Annotated in this window: 17 protein-coding genes and 1 pseudogene; 13 read left to right on the top strand and 5 right to left on the bottom strand. The window is 49.6% G+C overall.

The genetic code is table 11. The annotated features are described in order from the left end of the window. The first annotated feature begins 70 nt into the window (after positions 1-70). Entirely contained in the window at positions 71-547 is a 477-nt protein-coding gene (gene greA / locus ACQKPA_RS14925; RefSeq protein WP_071220557.1) for a transcription elongation factor GreA, read from the top strand. A gap of 118 nt (positions 548-665) precedes the next feature. Here greA and ACQKPA_RS14920 read toward each other — a convergent pair whose 3' ends face one another. Beyond that, a complete protein-coding gene (locus ACQKPA_RS14920; RefSeq protein WP_427493575.1) occupies positions 666-1871 on the bottom strand; it encodes an MFS transporter in 1206 nt (401 codons plus the stop codon). A gap of 610 nt (positions 1872-2481) precedes the next feature. Further along, positions 2482-2793, bottom strand: coding sequence for a hypothetical protein (locus ACQKPA_RS14915; protein ID WP_427493407.1), 312 nt, complete (start codon positions 2791-2793; stop codon positions 2482-2484). A 152-nt stretch (positions 2794-2945) separates the two neighbouring features. Here ACQKPA_RS14915 and ACQKPA_RS14910 point away from each other — a divergent pair, with 152 nt between their 5' ends. The 4 genes from ACQKPA_RS14910 (at position 2946) to ACQKPA_RS14895 (ending at position 5759) form a co-directional block, all read left to right on the top strand. After that, the gene (locus ACQKPA_RS14910; protein ID WP_339268879.1) at positions 2946-3302 is read left to right on the top strand and encodes a nucleotide excision repair endonuclease; all 357 of its coding nucleotides are present in this window, start codon (positions 2946-2948) and stop codon (positions 3300-3302) included. 267 nt (positions 3303-3569) lie between these two features. Then, entirely contained in the window at positions 3570-3908 is a 339-nt protein-coding gene (locus tag ACQKPA_RS14905; RefSeq protein WP_427493406.1) for an ArsR/SmtB family transcription factor, read from the top strand. Positions 3909-3926: 18 nt separating this feature from the next. Further along, positions 3927-4436: an SRPBCC domain-containing protein gene (locus tag ACQKPA_RS14900; protein ID WP_427493405.1), complete on the top strand. Its 510-nt coding sequence runs from the start codon at positions 3927-3929 to the stop codon at positions 4434-4436. A 261-nt stretch (positions 4437-4697) separates the two neighbouring features. After that, entirely contained in the window at positions 4698-5759 is a 1062-nt protein-coding gene (locus tag ACQKPA_RS14895) for an LLM class flavin-dependent oxidoreductase (RefSeq protein WP_427493404.1), read from the top strand. 167 nt (positions 5760-5926) lie between these two features. Here ACQKPA_RS14895 and ACQKPA_RS14890 read toward each other — a convergent pair whose 3' ends face one another. From ACQKPA_RS14890 to ACQKPA_RS14880, 3 genes are all read right to left on the bottom strand, one after another. Then, the gene (locus ACQKPA_RS14890; protein ID WP_427493403.1) at positions 5927-6670 is read right to left on the bottom strand and encodes a zf-HC2 domain-containing protein; all 744 of its coding nucleotides are present in this window, start codon (positions 6668-6670) and stop codon (positions 5927-5929) included. Beyond that, complete coding sequence (locus ACQKPA_RS14885; RefSeq protein WP_427493402.1) at positions 6667-7155, bottom strand: RNA polymerase sigma factor; 489 nt, start codon at positions 7153-7155, stop codon at positions 6667-6669. Before ACQKPA_RS14885 ends, ACQKPA_RS14890 begins: the two co-directional genes overlap by 4 nt. Before the next feature lie 84 nt (positions 7156-7239). Further along, entirely contained in the window at positions 7240-7935 is a 696-nt protein-coding gene (locus ACQKPA_RS14880; RefSeq protein ID WP_427493401.1) for a Crp/Fnr family transcriptional regulator, read from the bottom strand. A 101-nt stretch (positions 7936-8036) separates the two neighbouring features. On the opposite strand from ACQKPA_RS14880, the gene ACQKPA_RS14875 reads away from it, so the two are divergent. The 8 genes and pseudogenes from ACQKPA_RS14875 (at position 8037) to ACQKPA_RS14840 (ending at position 14880) form a co-directional block, all read left to right on the top strand. Next, positions 8037-8810, top strand: a complete 774-nt coding sequence (locus ACQKPA_RS14875; protein ID WP_427493400.1) for an HAD-IIB family hydrolase — start codon at positions 8037-8039, stop codon at positions 8808-8810. A gap of 137 nt (positions 8811-8947) precedes the next feature. After that, positions 8948-9538, top strand: a complete 591-nt coding sequence (locus ACQKPA_RS14870) for a TetR/AcrR family transcriptional regulator (protein ID WP_427493399.1) — start codon at positions 8948-8950, stop codon at positions 9536-9538. 93 nt (positions 9539-9631) lie between these two features. After that, the gene (locus ACQKPA_RS14865) at positions 9632-10996 is read left to right on the top strand and encodes an MFS transporter (protein ID WP_427493398.1); all 1365 of its coding nucleotides are present in this window, start codon (positions 9632-9634) and stop codon (positions 10994-10996) included. A gap of 42 nt (positions 10997-11038) precedes the next feature. Continuing rightward, positions 11039-11653: pseudogene (locus tag ACQKPA_RS14860) on the top strand (FMN-dependent NADH-azoreductase). Positions 11654-11886: 233 nt separating this feature from the next. Continuing rightward, positions 11887-12462 carry a TetR/AcrR family transcriptional regulator gene (locus tag ACQKPA_RS14855; RefSeq protein WP_427493574.1) on the top strand — a complete coding sequence of 192 codons (576 nt, stop codon included), beginning with the start codon at positions 11887-11889 and terminating at the stop codon, positions 12460-12462. 322 nt (positions 12463-12784) lie between these two features. Then, on the top strand, positions 12785-13648 hold the full coding sequence (locus tag ACQKPA_RS14850) for an NAD(P)-dependent oxidoreductase (protein ID WP_427493397.1): 864 nt from the start codon (positions 12785-12787) through the stop codon (positions 13646-13648). A gap of 211 nt (positions 13649-13859) precedes the next feature. Then, a complete protein-coding gene (locus ACQKPA_RS14845; protein WP_427493396.1) occupies positions 13860-14258 on the top strand; it encodes a hypothetical protein in 399 nt (132 codons plus the stop codon). A gap of 136 nt (positions 14259-14394) precedes the next feature. After that, on the top strand, positions 14395-14880 hold the full coding sequence (locus ACQKPA_RS14840) for a DinB family protein (protein WP_427493395.1): 486 nt from the start codon (positions 14395-14397) through the stop codon (positions 14878-14880). Positions 14881-15014: the final 134 nt, after the last annotated feature.

Here is a 15014-nt window from a genome sequence, read left to right as displayed (position 1 = left end):
AAAGTTTTCGCTTATTTTCGAAATAAAGAGTACACTAGAAGTAAGAAATTAAAAAGTGGATGTGATGAACATGGCAGAAGAACTGATCTTGACCCAGGAGGGCTATGATAAACTCCAGGAAGAACTTGATGACCTCAAGTATGTAAAACGCAAAGAGTTAGCGGAACGGATCAAGCTCGCGATCAGCTATGGTGACTTGAAGGAGAACAGCGAGTACCACTCGGCCAAGAACGACCAGGCGTTTATGGAAACGCGCATCATCATCCTGGAAAAAACACTCAACAACGCCCGGATTGTCGACGCCAATCAAGTGAGCTCGAAAACGGTGAATGTTGGTTCGAATGTCGTCCTGAATGACATCGAGTTTGCGGAGAAGCTTGAATATCAGGTCGTAGGACCGGCAGAAGCCGACGTATTGAACAATAAAGTCTCCTATGAAAGTCCACTTGGCAAGGCGCTAATGGGCAAAGCAGTAGGCGATCAGGTCAACGTGGATGCGCCGATGGGTATCGTTAAGTACGAGCTGCTGGAGATCAAAGCTCTGTAAACGCAGAAGGATCATCGAATATATATAAGGCGTAACCGGGGTGCAATGGCCGGTTACGCCTTTTCAACATGGTTCGTGCCTCGTATGGCAACGAGCGTTTTGTAGCTATCGGGACAGACTAAGCATTAACCGTTATGGCCTTGCGTTCATACATATAACAAGCTGCTCCCAGAATGAAGGCGAATCCCACCAAACCAGCGCCCACCCAAGGCAGGGCCGTTAAGCTTAGATGGGTAATGACCAACCCTCCGATAAAGGCCCCTGCTGCATTTCCGAGATTGCCCGCAGAATGGGTTGCCGTAGAGGCGAGAGCGGGAGCGGACTGGGCCAGACTCATGACACGCACCTGCATTCCCGGCATAACGGCGAAAGAGGCAGCTCCCCACAACACGATGGTCAGTACGGCGGTGACCGGGTTATGGATCGTCACGGTGAGGATGGTCAGAATGACGGCTGTCGCAAAGTAAACACCCAGAATGGAGGGCAGCAGCTTCCAGTCGGCCAGCCTTCCGCCCACGATATTACCGACGGTTACGCCGATACCGAACAGGATCAGAATCCAGGTGACGCTCGGCTCGGCAAAGCCGGTGATCTCAATCAGCAGCGGCGCGATATAAGTAAAGACGGCGAACAGGCCAGCGTTGCCAAGCGCCCCGATCAGCAGGAAGAGAAGGAGTTGTGGTCTGATAAGGGCTGTAATTTGCTGCGTGATGCTTGACGCTTGTTCCTGCCGTAGCTTCGGAATGAAGATCAGGATGCCGATCAATGCCAATACCCCCATAACGGCAATTGCGCCGAATGAAGCCCGCCAGCCCATCGTCTGGCCGATGAAGGTGCCGATCGGAACCCCGATGATATTGGCTATCGTTAATCCGGCCATCATGATGGATACCGCCCCGGCACGCTTGTCCGGCCGCACGAGGTTCGAAGCAATGACGGCTCCCACACCGAAGAAAGTACCGTGCGTCAGCGCGGTCAGCATTCGGGCACCCATAAGAACGGCATAGCTCGGAGCAAATACCGAAATGCCGTTACCCAGAATAAATAGGCCCATGAGCAGCAGGAGCAGCTTTTTTTGCGGTATTTGGTGGGTTAGAACCGTTAGAATAGGGCCTCCTACGGCTACCCCAAGAGCATACATTGTAATCAGCTGCCCGGCCGATGCAATGCTGACATTCAGGTCATCTGCGACATTAGGGAGTATTCCCATGATGACAAATTCCGTCATGCCAATGGCAAAAGCGCCCACGGTTAAAGACAGTATAGAGATGGGAAAGGGCTCTTTGGCGCTTTTTTTCCCAGTGGCATGCTGCGATATATCCATGGTGTTCAAGTCAACCTTTCTGCTGTGTTTGTTAATGGTATAATCCCAATCTCCATTATCGGTTTTAAAGAGGGACTGTTACATATTATTTAATGTTGTCGGAGGATAATCAAGAACTTTATTTTTCGGGAAAAATGGATACCCTGAAAAGGAAGCCTCTGCTAAGGGAAGCTTGTCCATGATGCAAGAGCTCGAGAGCGCCGCAGGGGCACTCTCTTGATGAGCGGGTGGATCACCGAGGTCATTGATCGTACCTGCTGACTTCAGCCCTTGATGATGATAAGGATCAGTAACAGGTAAACGACTCGATCCTTCTTAAATCGAATCCCGAGAAGACCCATCTTCTTCCCGTCCATCGGAAACCGGCGACCGAGGTGCGGCCGACGAAGGTCGGAAAAAACCAGAAGCCAGGCCCAAATCTCGGCCAAATATAGGTGAAGCGAAACAAACATCCTATGATCGCTCCCGGGTCAACAGCAAAAACACTGGCCAAAGGTTGTTGGGGGATCGTGGTTGGAGGTGGGGATAAGGGCCCTTGCTGTGGTCCCTGAGGTCCTTGCGGCGGCATAAATGCCATAATGGGTTCACTCCTTAATCGGGTTATATGGGTTTAGGTATACAGCAGCGTAATGACAAGCAATTCGAAGAGAACTAGGGGGAGAATGACATTATTATAGTAACCGGGGCCGAAGCCGCGCTGGTTTTCGTACCCGGACAGACTCAAGTACAGAATCCCCTTCTCGCAATGCATGATCGTCCCTTCAAAAACATCACCGTCGAGCGTTTCGACACGAACCAGCTGATTCGCATGCTGCTCGCATAGATGGTGAATATGATCGCGAACCGATTTGATGTTGTGCGTCATGTTGGGTTCAGCTTGATATAAGGTTTGTTCCTGGTGTCCGGAATGTTGAATGCTCATATAAAAAAGACCCCCATCGTTATTAGTCATACCTAGTTTCATCCTATGCGGATGCCTAGAGAAGGGTGATTTTGAATTTCCCGCATGGGCAAATAAGCAGATTAGTGATACGATTTAGATCAATATATGAATTGAGGAAGTGAGCGTTAGTCGTGATCAATATAACCATTCCCAAGGTGGACGTTACCATTACCAAGCAGGCTGCTCCGGAGTTAAGCCACATTTACGGATTTACGGATTTTCACCTGATTCCCAGAGATCGGGGCGGGATCTTCATGTTCTACAACAGCAAGGAGGAACTCCTGTTTGTTGGCAAAGCAAGAAAGCTAAGACCGCGAATCAAGAAGCATTTTGAAGATAGCGTCTCTCCGATCAAGGAGCATCGGGATGAGGTTACAAGAATCGAGGTCTGCATCATTGAAGACGCCGTTCATAGAGAGATCTATGAGACCTATATCATTAATGAATTCAAGGCCAAATATAATGTAGACAAGGTGTTCTTTAAGTAAGGGAATACGAAGGATAAATGACAAGAAGCAATAGACGTGGTCGAGTAAATGACCTCTGTTTATTGCTTTTTTGTGTTATGAAAAAAATAAAAAAAATATTTAAATATTCCTTTACAGGAATATTCCTATCATGGTATATTGTTATCAGGAAGTACGGCACACCATTAAATCAGCAAAAAAAGAGGTGATGATGGTGACGTGGACAGAGAGAGCAGACAATTACCGTAAACGCTATAGCAGCGGGTCTGTACCGGTCATCACAATAAGATGGAACTAACAACATTTAACGCTTTAGCCGAACCGAACCGTTTTCGTATCGTGGATCTCCTGCTGAAGGGGCCTTTAACGGTAGGAGAAATCGCTGAACGTCTTGACATTCGGCAGCCGCAAGCCTCCAAGCATCTGAAGGTGCTGCTGGAAGCCGGGCTGGTGGAGGTAAGGGCGGAGGCGAACCGGCGGAACTATATGCTGCGGTCGGAGCCTTTTGTAGAACTGGACCATTGGCTCCATAATTACCGAAGCATATGGAACGAGCGCTTCGACAACTTGGATAACTACTTAGAAACTGCAATCGGATATAAAGAAACGGGATTAAACACCATCTAATTCGAGGAGGAATATATAATGACGAACCAAATGATTACGCGGGTTGAAGGGGAAGTACTTGTATTGGAACGTGTGTTTAATGCACCTAGGGAGCTTGTATTCAAAGTGTTTACGGATGGAGAGCATCTGAAGCAGTGGTGGGGGCCTCGCGGATGGGAGGTCACCGTATCCAATATGGATTTTCGTCCGGGCGGCTCGTGGCATTACTGCATGAAGTGTTTGGATCAGAATCAAGGGGATTTCTACGGCATGGAATCCTGGGGCAAATCGGTGTACCAGGAGATCGAAGAGCCGGAGAAAATTGTTCTTATCGATTATTTCTCCGATGCGGAAGGCACTATTGCAGAGGGAATGCCTGCCCCTATTTCTACGTTGACCTTTGTGGAGCAGGATGGGAAGACCAAGCTGATCAACCGGGCAGTGTACGATTCTCCGGAGGCTCTTAAAACCGTGCTGGATATGGGAATGGAAGAAGGCATTACCCAAACCTGGGATCGTCTGGAGGAATACTTGGCAGAAAAGCAATAAGCCAAGCTCAAATACATGGTTAAAAGGTAAACTGAATGGCCGGAATCCGCATGGGTTCTGGCCATTTTTGACTTTCTCATATCTATAGACCCACAGGATTTACGTTATCAGTTAACTTGTAACTTGAAAAATCCGAGCTAAAAGTTCAATATAAAGATAATTGAATGATAGATAACGAGGTTGACTGCCCGATGGCATGAAACAACGATAACCTTTGCCACGGTTCTGCCTCGCGGCAAAGCATAATAGGAGGAAATCATAATGGAAATTGGGGTTAGCTCGTTCGTAGAGACTTGGCCGGATGTGAAGACAGGCGAAGTGATAAGCCACGCGCAGCGGCTGCGCGAGGTTGTTGAGGAAATCGTCCTGGCTGATCAGGTGGGTTTGGATGTGTATGGGGTAGGTGAGCATCATCGTAAGGATTATGCGGCATCATCGCCTGGAGTTGTGCTCGCTGCGGCTGCGTCCCAGACGAAGTGGATTCGGCTGACGAGTGCGGTTACGGTGCTGTCCTCCGCTGATCCGGTGCGGGTATTTCAGGATTTTGCCACCTTGGATGCCATCTCGAATGGGCGTGCCGAGATTATGGCGGGCCGAGGTTCATTCATCGAATCATTCCCGTTATTCGGCTACGATCTAAGCCATTATGATGAGCTGTTCGAGGAGAAGCTGGAGCTGCTGCTCAAAATTCGCGAGTCGGAAAAAGTAACCTGGCAGGGCGGGCATCGCCCCGCGATTCATAACTTAGGCGTCTATCCGCGCCCGGTTCAGAATCCGCTGCCGGTATGGATTGGCAGCGGAGGCAATTCGGAATCGGTTGTGCGCGCAGGCCTGCTCGGTCTGCCGCTGGTACTGGCGATTATCGGCGGAAGTCCCCTGCAGTTCGCGCCGCTGGTTAAGCTGTATAAAGAAGCGGCCGCGCATGCGGGACATGATGTATCGAAGCTCCCGATCGGCTCCCATTCCCATGGATTTATTGCGGAAGATACGGAGATGGCAGCGGACAAGTTCTTCCCATCCACTCAAGCCAGCATGAATGTATTGGGACGGGAGCGGGGGTGGGGATACTACGACCGTGCAAGATTCGATGCGGCTCGGAGCTTCGATGGTGCGCTCTATGTGGGGGACCCGGAGACGGTCGCCCAAAAAATCATTCATCTGCGCAAGCACGTGGGCATTACTCGCTTCATGCTGCACGTGCCGGTGGGAACGATGCCTCATGATGAAGTCATGCGAGCCATTGAACTGCTGGGAACCGAAGTCGCCCCTCGGGTGCGCACGGAAATTGACCGCTGGGAAGCGGCGGGTGAACCTGCGGAGTAAGCTGGCGCAATTTTACTCATATGGAATGGAATTACACGTAACCTTTTTCGGCCCGATCTTTTGTGACATAAACGGACAAGGTGGTGTACATCTTGCTTGGTCGGCTTGGATCGAGTGGAGATTGTTGCGTAAATCCGTTACGACGGTTTAAAGGTCAAGAGACCGCTTCAGGGTCCAGATGGCTGCCCTGGCGGTCTCTTGTTTTCATTCTCATCACTCTTAAACTGCAACTCGACGGACTCGCTTGCCGGAGGCAGCTCCATGCCTTGTTCCCAGATCAGAATTCGGTCATCGGGCGTTCCCAGGTAGAGGGCCTTGATTTGAACACCCTCGCCAAAGCTCTTCTCATAGGCATTCTGCTCTTTAATATCATTGAAATAGTACATGTTGGATAGCCCCATACTCGCGAACTTCTTGGATTTTATGATGGGGCGCTTGGGTGTTACATAGAAGTTTCCTTCCGCATCCGTGTCGTAGCTAGCCTGATTGACGTTGAAACCGTCGGTCATCTTCACATGATAGACAATGCGCCCATCCTTCAGCTGGCTGATATCGGATACTTGCATAACGCGGGTAGGTACGTTGGTAATGTTCCATTTGAACAGGCCTACATAAATTAGGAACAGGAGTCCAACTGCTAGACAAGTGAGCAACAAACCTTTGGTAAACGCGATCCACTTGGTGCGCGACCATTGGGCGGCAACTTGCCGCAATCCGGCTCCCTCATCATTGTTTTGTTCAATTGTTTGGGCTGGCAGGGGCATAGGGGAGCTCATATGGCTTAGCACCTCCCGGCAATCCGGGCAATCGGCTAGATGCTCTTCTACCAGGGCTTTGGTGTCTGCGCTGCACACATGATCATAGTACAAGGGCAGCAAATCCTGAATAATATCACACGAAACTCGGCTCACAGTCGGTTCTCCTCCTTGTACAGGCTTTGAATTTTTTGCTTGGCTCGAAAGAAGGTGACTCTTGCCCAGCTCTCGGTTTTTTTGAACTGCTGGCTGACTTCGCCAAAAGACAACTCTCCGAAGACCCGCAGCGTGAACACCTCTTTATACGGCTCGTCCATCAAGTGCAGAATCTGGTGGATTCGGAAAGCCTCTGCTTTATCGACGGTTTGCCACGCGATATCCAGATCGCTGCTGTGCTCGACCTGCGGGGCCGGCTCATATCGCTTTTGCTTATCAAGATAGGAGAAGTATGTATGTTTAGCGATTTGGCAGAGCCAAACGCTTAGTTTGCACGTGCCTTGAAATGAATCGATATGCTTCAGCGCTTTGAAAAACGTCTCCTGTGTGAGTTCTTCCGCAACATGCTCATCTCTGCTAAGCGACAGCAGGAACCGATACACGTCATGAAAGTGCTGATGATAGATCTGGTGCAAATCCGTCACATATTCACCTCCTTGCCTATATGACCGGGCAATGGCCGATTCGTTACAAGAACTTGCGGAAAAAGTTTCGGCTGGGCGATCTACTCATAGCGGATTCCATTCGATGCCGTCTCCATCGCGTTCCAGTCCAGAATGCGGATGGTCTGTCCGTTTCGCTCCCAGGATCCCCTGTTGTGCAAAAGCATGCATGACCCGGTTCAAATGTCGATGCGTGGTGCCAAGCAAGCTGGCGATCTCTCCGATATGGTCGGTCTGCAGCTCCATTCCGAAGGAAGGGCTGGAACCCGGCGACATGGTGGACATGAGATAGCTGGCAAAACGGTTCTCCACAGGTGCCAGCAGATTGACGCGGGAAGCGGTCGTGCAGGTCTGAAGTTTATAGCTCAGGTGATCCAGCAAGGTGGATGTAAAGCGGGCGTTTGTCATTTCATGTTGCTTAATATAGTCAAAGGACAGCCCGATGAACAGGCATTCGTTAACGGCTTCGATCTGGGATTGGACCGGAACGCTTCGAATCAATTCAATATCCCCGATGATGGAAAAAGGATGACCAAAGCGCAGAAGAAGCGATTTGCCGGTTTCGATGCTGGAGGTCACCTTGATCTTCCCTTGCACGAGGAACAGAAGGGAATTCATGGCGAAGCCTTCATGCAGAATGATCTCGCCAGGCTCATATTGCTGCAATGTAAAAGGCACAGGCCTGCTCAGATCCAGCATGCTCTCGAATTGAAATTGCTCCAGCTTGGTTCTCAGCAAGGGTGCATCATGAAGTAGTTTCATGGGTCTTTGAGTTGCTCCTTTCTCTCCTGGACAAATGTCCTTCTCATTATACGATCAACTGCTATGATAAGAGCAATGAGAAGATACAGGAGGGCAAGGGCATGAAATTTGTATTCGATCTGGACGGAACCATTTGTTTTAAAGGGCAGCCGGTTTCGGATGAGTTGTTGAAGGCGTTGGAGGAGCTGGTGGCGCAAGGGCATGAGGTTATTTTTGCTTCCGCCCGGCCGATTCGCGACTTGCTTCCCGTCCTGCATGAGCGTGTTCATCACTACCCGATGATCGGAGGCAACGGTTCGATGGTGGCGGCAGGGGGAAAGCTAATCTCCACGGCGGGCTTTGACAGCGAGGCACTTCCGAGCCTTCTGCAGCTGTTAACAACGTATAACGTAAGCTATTTGATCGATGGAGAATGGGACTATGCCTATACGGGTCCTGCAGATCATCCGATTCTGCTTCATTTAGACCCGCACATGCTGGCCAAGAACATGGCGCTTCAGGAGCTGAATTCGATTGTGAAAATATTGATGCTGACCTCGGACCATATGGCGGAAGTGGAGGAGAGGCTGCGACAACTGGATGTCGTTGTTCACGTGCATGGAGGGGAAAATGTGCTGGATATCAGCCCTAAGGGGATACATAAATGGAGCGGGCTTCAGCAGCTGGGCATGAAGGAGGGCGAATATGTTGCCTTTGGCAATGATGCCAACGATATTTCGATGTTCCAGCATGCCCTGCACGCGGTAATGATCGGTGATCATCCGCTGCTGGCACCATACGCCTCGGAACAACTGCCGCTGGATCGCGATATCGAGCATGCGATTGCGGAACGGCTGCAGGCGCTCGGGCGTCAATATGCTGCGACAAGTGTATAGGGCCGGTAGGCTCCTTCGGGATGTAGGATTGGCATATTTTTTGTTAAATGCTTGACAGAGCATACTCAATAGGAATATGATGGGTTCAACAAATGACAGTAAGTACTGACATTCATAAAATAAGAGGGAGGGCCTTCATGGAGCATGGTGACAACCTGAGCACGGATGATAAGCTGCTGCTGGCCGCGATCGACCTCATCTCTCGGAAGGGCTACAACGGGGTAACCACCCAGGAAATCGCTACGGCTGCCGGCTTAAGTGAGAAAACCCTGTTTCGTAAATTCGGCAGTAAGCGGAACCTTCTGGAAACGGCTTTTGAACGCTATCATTATGGCCAAGAAATGACAAAGCTGTTTGAAGATAAGCTGGTAGGAGACTTAAGCGAAGACCTGCTTCTTATCAGCCGGACTTATCACGAGCTGATGATTCGGAATCGGAAGCTGATCACGATCAGCGTGAAGGAGAACGATAACTTACCGGGCCTGCGGGAGATCACCAGCAAACATCCCAAGCAATACATGGATGTATTGACGAAGTATTTTACCGTGATGACCGAGAAGGGCAAAATGATCGCAGGCGATCCGGAGCTGCGGGCCATTTCGTTCATGATGATAAACTTCGGGGCGTTTATGAACGAGCTCGATTCGGAAGAGATGTTCTCTCCCGTGACGCTTGATGCCTTTATCGAGGAAAGCGTGCGGATTTTTGCTAGGGCGTTAACCCCCTAGTATTTTTTTCAAACAATATGTCAGTAAGTACTGACGGTCATAACTGTTGTATACCGAATTTATAAAGGAAGCCAATGAGAGGTGGTTCAGGAGATGGAAACACAGAGATTAATGCGCGTTGTGATGTTCACATTATGTCTATCCGCGATGAGCGGCTTGATGTTTAACTTCGTGCTGCCGGACATGCGGGAGGAATTCGGCCTGACGACGGCTCAAGTCAGCTGGGTCAGTTCTTCATATTCCTTGATCTATGGCGTCGGAACGGTCCTCTATGGGAAGCTCACGGAACGGATTCAACTTCGAAATCTGATTACGATCGGACTGCTCCTGTTCGCGGTCGGATCGCTGGTCGGCCTGTTCTCGCAAGTGTTCTGGATGGTGCTGGTCAGCAGATGTCTGCAGGCCGTCGGAGCCGCGGCGATTCCGGCAACGGCGATGTTAATTCCGGTACGCTACATTGCACCCGAGCGAAGGGGATCGGCTATGGCCACGGCATTCGTGGGATTGTCCATCGGCAGTGCGCTCGGTCCCATTGTGTCTTCACTTGTAGCCAGTATTGCGGATTGGCGCTGGTTATTCTGTATTCCGCTGCTGATCTTAATTACGATTCCTTTATATCGAAAATACTTGAAGGAAGAAGAACTTCAGTCCTCCGGCCAATTCGATTGGTTGGGAGGCGGATTGTTAGCGGCTGCGGTCACCTTTCTCCTGCTCGGCGTCACGAACGGATCCTGGTGGCAGCCTCTTCTTGGACTGCTGGCTATCGGGCTGCTTATCATACGTATTCGTACGGCCGCCGAACCGTTTGTAGATCCGGGATTATTTCGGAACAAAAACTATACCCTCCGATTAATCGTGATGTTCATCGTTAGCGGCATCGGGTTCTCTCTGCATTTTTTAAGTCCGTTGTTGTTGTCGGAGGTACAGGGACTCTCGCCGGGGTGGGTTGGTTTTGTCATGGTACCGGCCGCAATCGCGTCGGCCTTGCTGGGTAAAGCAGGGGGAAGGCTTGCGGATGGGAGGGGGAATACGTATCTCTTCCTAGTGGCCGTCGGATTATTGCTGACATGCTTTGCGCTGCTGTCTACCTTCATTGGCATATCGCCTGTTCTGATCGCGGTCTTCTTGATTCTCGGACATGTGGGGCAGACGTTTGTAATGATTGCGTTGTCCAATTCCGTTTCGCTCAGCCTGCACAAGGAACAAGCGGGAGTCGGGATGGGACTGATGCAGATGCTGAATTTTATATCGGCAGGCATGGCCTCGGGCGTGTATGGCAAGATGCTGGATATCAAGTCCGGCATCCACTGGAATCCAATCCGTTTTTACACGGAGGGGAACCTCTATAGCAATATCTACCTAGCTTTGGCTGTGCTGCTGATAGCCATCATGCTGTTCTATTATGTTCAGTTCGGTCAAAGGGAGTCCAAGGGGATTGTGTTGAGAAGCCCAAATTAAGCATTTCATGCAGCATCATCATACATTGTGGAGGGGATTTACATGACAACAACCTTATTTATCAAAGCCAATAACCGCCAAGGGTCCGTAACGGGAAGACTATATGATGCGTTTCTGGAGAGCTATCAAGCGGCCCATCCGAAGGATACCGTAATTGAAGTGGATCTGTATAAGGAGCATATTCCTTATCTGGATGAAGTGATGATTAACGGGAATTTTAAGTCTGCTATGGGCATGGAACTCACACCGGAGGAAGCAGCTACGCGGGATATCGTTACCAAGCATCTGGAGCGGTTCATGGCCGCAGACAAGGTGGTGTTTGCATTCCCGCTATGGAACTTGACCGTCCCGGCTGTTTTGCATTCGTAACTGGACTACATGCACCATCCGCGCAAAACCTTCCAGTACACGGAGCAAGGGTTGGTAGGGCTCTTATCCGATAAAAAGGCGGCCTTATTGAATGCCAGAGGCGGCGTGTATGCGGAAGGAGACACATCGGAGATGGCGGTAAGCTTCGTCAAGAATCATCTGAATGTATTCGGCATGACGAACGTGACAACCGTTGTGATTGAAGGGCATAATCAATTCCGCGACCGGAGTGAGGAGATTATCGAGCAGGGACTGCGGCAGGCTGCAGAGGCAGCTCAAGAATTTTGAGATAGGGTGTTGCAGATTAGAAGGAGAGTCCAGCCAACCACCGGCTGGGCTTTTTTTTTTAAGGTACCACATATACAATTCCGGAGTATTTATCTAGAGTTAGTGTGCATGTGCCCACATATTTCGACAGCTCTCATTGTCCCAGGTACCTTGCTGTTATGCTAGAAAACATGCTACAATTCGAAACAGAATTGTTTCGTTTGGCATAACACGAAGAAGGCTAGGTGAAGGAAATGGTACGCGCTTCTGCACGCCAACATATTCTGGACGTCGCTTCAGAATCTTTCTACCGCGAAGGCATTCGTTCCGTTGGAATAGATACCATTGTAGAACGAGCCGGCGTGAGCAAAGCCACGCTTTATCGTCATTTCCCAACCAAGGACGATTTAGTAATGGCATATCTTCAAGAACAGGATCATATTAATTGGGAGCATTTTGACGAAGTGATCGCTAAAAAAGAGGGAAAGCCTAAAGAGCAGTTATTGGCTCTAATCGATGCAACGATCGAGATGCTGGAGCCGGGCTACCATCGAGGGTGTCATTTCTTAAACGCTCTTGCTGAGTTCTCCGAAGAAGATCACCCTGTTCATCTGCTAGCTGTAGAGTACAACCGTGCCATCCGTCAGCGCTTATCCCGCCTGACACAGTTAGCCGGCGTGAATGATGACACATTGACTGATCAGTTGATGCTTGTTATAAACGGCGCGTTGTCCTCCGTTTCCGTGTACGGCTTCTCAGGACCAGCAGCCCAACTTAAAACGTTAGCAACACATTTGATCGAGTTATATCTCGACCGAACGAATCAATAAGATTTGACCCCGAACCTTAAGCTGCTTAGCTGGCTTAAGGTTTTTTGTGTTTTTTTGAAATGGACAAATTTAGTAGTGTCACAAAAAAATGCAGAATGGTTCTGTTTAATAACAAGGGAGGAGAGGGCTAATCTGAGAAATAGCGTTGGTAGGTGAAGGTGTAATTGTTGCACTCACTTAATGACAAGAACTTGTGTACTATATTTTTACTTGGACACGGAAGAAATAACTTGACACACTGACACACCGTATTGTATTGTTTTCATCAAACGAAACAAAACAGTTTTGTTTCGTCAATTAAATAATACATGGAGGAAATAGTATGAGTGAAGTAACAGTAATCGGTTTAGGACCAATGGGCGCCGCGCTTGCACAGGCATTACTCCAAAACGGTCATCAAGTTACAGTATGGAATCGAACGGTGGAGAAAGCAGAACCGTTAGTCCAGAACGGAGCGATTCTTGCACCCAATGCTGCTTCTGCGATAGCCGCTAGCCCGGTCACGATTGTCTGTGTAGCCAATTATAAGACCTCTTACAGCATTTTGGATACCCCTGATGTTGCAGCCGCCCTCACTGGCCGGGTGTTCGTGCAGTTAAGCACTGGGACTCCGCAGGAGGCAAGGGACAATGCAGCATGGGCACGGGAGCGCGGGGCTGACTACCTGGATGGTGCCATCCCCGCTACGCCACCGCAGATCGGAAGACCGGACACCACAATTTTCACATCGGGCACGCAGACCGCCTACCAGAAGAGCGAACAGCTGCTTAAAAGCTTGGCCGGAAATGTTCCTTTTCTGGGAGAAAAGGTCAGCGCAGCGTCCTCGACGGATCTGGCATTTCTCTCGACGCTGTTCGGTTCAATGATGGGTTTCTTTCATGCTGCACGCATCCTTGAATCCGATGGCCTTCGCGTAGATGAATTCGGATCGATGATCTCTGCAATAGCCCCAGCAATGGGAGAAATGATCAAATATGAGGGAGATATCATTCATGCCAACACGTTCGATCAACCGCAAAGCTCTCTCAATACATGTTTGGTAACGGTAAAAATGTTCGTGGAGCAAGCGCGGGAAGCTGGAATCAACGCTGAGTTTCCAACGTTCGCTTTAGGTCTTTTCCAGAAAGCAGTGGATGCGGGTTACGGAAATGAGGAGCTTGGTGCGCTTGTCAAAGTGCTGCGTTAGGAGCCAGGCCCGTTGAAAACAAGGGTATCGTTGGTGCGGGACCGAAAAGAACGACGGGCACGCCGTTGTGCAATCATCAACCATATAAACGGGGGAAAGGACTGCCTTTACGGCAGTCTTTTTTTGTATAGTGATGAACCCATATGCAAGGCGGACTAAATAAGATGAGAAAGGAAATCCTAAGTAGAAAACGAAAAGAAGGTGAATGCGCGTGAAGCCAAGATTAACCTTCTGTCTGCTCCTTCTATGCGGACTCCTCATCTCAGCTTCGGGAAGCCAAGCGTATGCTGAGCCAGAAGACAAGATTAGAGAGCAGCAGCTCGAGAAGGCCATGCTGCAGCAGTTATACCCGGTTATTCGATCGTCACTTCAGGATATATATCACGAGACCTATCCTTCTTTTGGCTGCGAACGGATTCTATCGATCAACGAGCGGACAACGATGGCGGAGGATGACTATCATGCAAGTCCTGTTGATGCGATGCACGGGGCAAGCTATTTTGAAATTACGGTGGGCCTGTGCAAGGGAAGCGGGGAGAAGATCGAGCTGCGTTTCAAGAATGATACGCCAACGGCGCAGTATTATTTGGACTTGTTCCATGTGAGGTAGGGGCCTCTGCTGACAGACTAATCGAGAAAGAATGATTTTAATCATTTTCTGCGAATCACAGGACTTCATCCTATAGTAAAATTAGTCATGATTTGTGATGCTGCTTATTAGCAGGCTATGAAGGAGTGAATGACCTATGGCGCATGCAAGTGATGTTCTAATGAATCAACTGTTAGCGAATGCGAATGATCCCAGCTGGCACATCCCGTTCCAGCAATCCGTGGAACATCTGACCGAAGATGAAGCGTTCTGGACACCTGCCAATGATAGTCATAGCATTGTTGAGACCATACAGCATCTGCTGTATTGGAATGAAACATGGCAGTCCCGGTACCGCGAATCGCGGATAGATGCCGTGCCCTCTGTTGGAGACAATCATCAAAGCTTTATCATTCCGGATAACGCAACCTTTGCAGAGTTGAGAGACCGATTGATCGCGGTCTTATTACAGTGGCAGGAGCTGCTGTCAGAGACCAAGCTTGAGCAGGAAGTGAACGGATTTCCGGAGCCTGCCAAGTGGTGGGAGATTATGAGCAATGCCGCCACACACAATGCCTATCATATCGGCCAGATTGTGTATATTCGCAAGCTGCAGAAGAGCTGCAGAGCGTTGGAATGGTAATCCACGTTGTTCACGGTTTAAGGCTTCCACGATTGGAATCTTCGAAGTTAGATTCTCCCGGATCCCTAGACATCTCCCTGCTAATGAAAAAAAAGCATGGGCGGAACCGGAAAACCCCTGGGTCCATCCATGCA

Source organism: Paenibacillus sp. NPDC093718, from assembly GCF_050279985.1.
Lineage (GTDB): Bacteria > Bacillota > Bacilli > Paenibacillales > Paenibacillaceae > Paenibacillus_AQ.
Note: the sequence above shows the minus strand (reverse complement) of the source record. Positions and strands in the feature narration are given on the sequence as shown.

Excerpts from the sequence above, each read along its gene's own strand:
- ACQKPA_RS14875 (WP_427493400.1), top strand. The coding sequence starts at position 8,037 with ATGAAATTTGTATTCGATCTGGACGGAACCATTTGTTTTAAAGGGCAG.
- ACQKPA_RS14870 (WP_427493399.1), top strand. The coding sequence starts at position 8,948 with ATGGAGCATGGTGACAACCTGAGCACGGATGATAAGCTGCTGCTGGCC.
- ACQKPA_RS14850 (WP_427493397.1), top strand. The coding sequence starts at position 12,785 with ATGAGTGAAGTAACAGTAATCGGTTTAGGACCAATGGGCGCCGCGCTT.
- ACQKPA_RS14855 (WP_427493574.1), top strand. The coding sequence starts at position 11,887 with ATGGTACGCGCTTCTGCACGCCAACATATTCTGGACGTCGCTTCAGAA.
- ACQKPA_RS14880 (WP_427493401.1), bottom strand. The coding sequence starts at position 7,935 with ATGAAACTACTTCATGATGCACCCTTGCTGAGAACCAAGCTGGAGCAA.
- ACQKPA_RS14895 (WP_427493404.1), top strand. The coding sequence starts at position 4,698 with ATGGAAATTGGGGTTAGCTCGTTCGTAGAGACTTGGCCGGATGTGAAG.
- greA (WP_071220557.1), top strand. The coding sequence starts at position 71 with ATGGCAGAAGAACTGATCTTGACCCAGGAGGGCTATGATAAACTCCAG.
- ACQKPA_RS14915 (WP_427493407.1), bottom strand. The coding sequence starts at position 2,793 with ATGAGCATTCAACATTCCGGACACCAGGAACAAACCTTATATCAAGCT.
- ACQKPA_RS14905 (WP_427493406.1), top strand. The coding sequence starts at position 3,570 with ATGGAACTAACAACATTTAACGCTTTAGCCGAACCGAACCGTTTTCGT.
- ACQKPA_RS14900 (WP_427493405.1), top strand. The coding sequence starts at position 3,927 with ATGACGAACCAAATGATTACGCGGGTTGAAGGGGAAGTACTTGTATTG.
- ACQKPA_RS14865 (WP_427493398.1), top strand. The coding sequence starts at position 9,632 with ATGGAAACACAGAGATTAATGCGCGTTGTGATGTTCACATTATGTCTA.
- ACQKPA_RS14920 (WP_427493575.1), bottom strand. The coding sequence starts at position 1,871 with ATGGATATATCGCAGCATGCCACTGGGAAAAAAAGCGCCAAAGAGCCC.
- ACQKPA_RS14840 (WP_427493395.1), top strand. The coding sequence starts at position 14,395 with ATGGCGCATGCAAGTGATGTTCTAATGAATCAACTGTTAGCGAATGCG.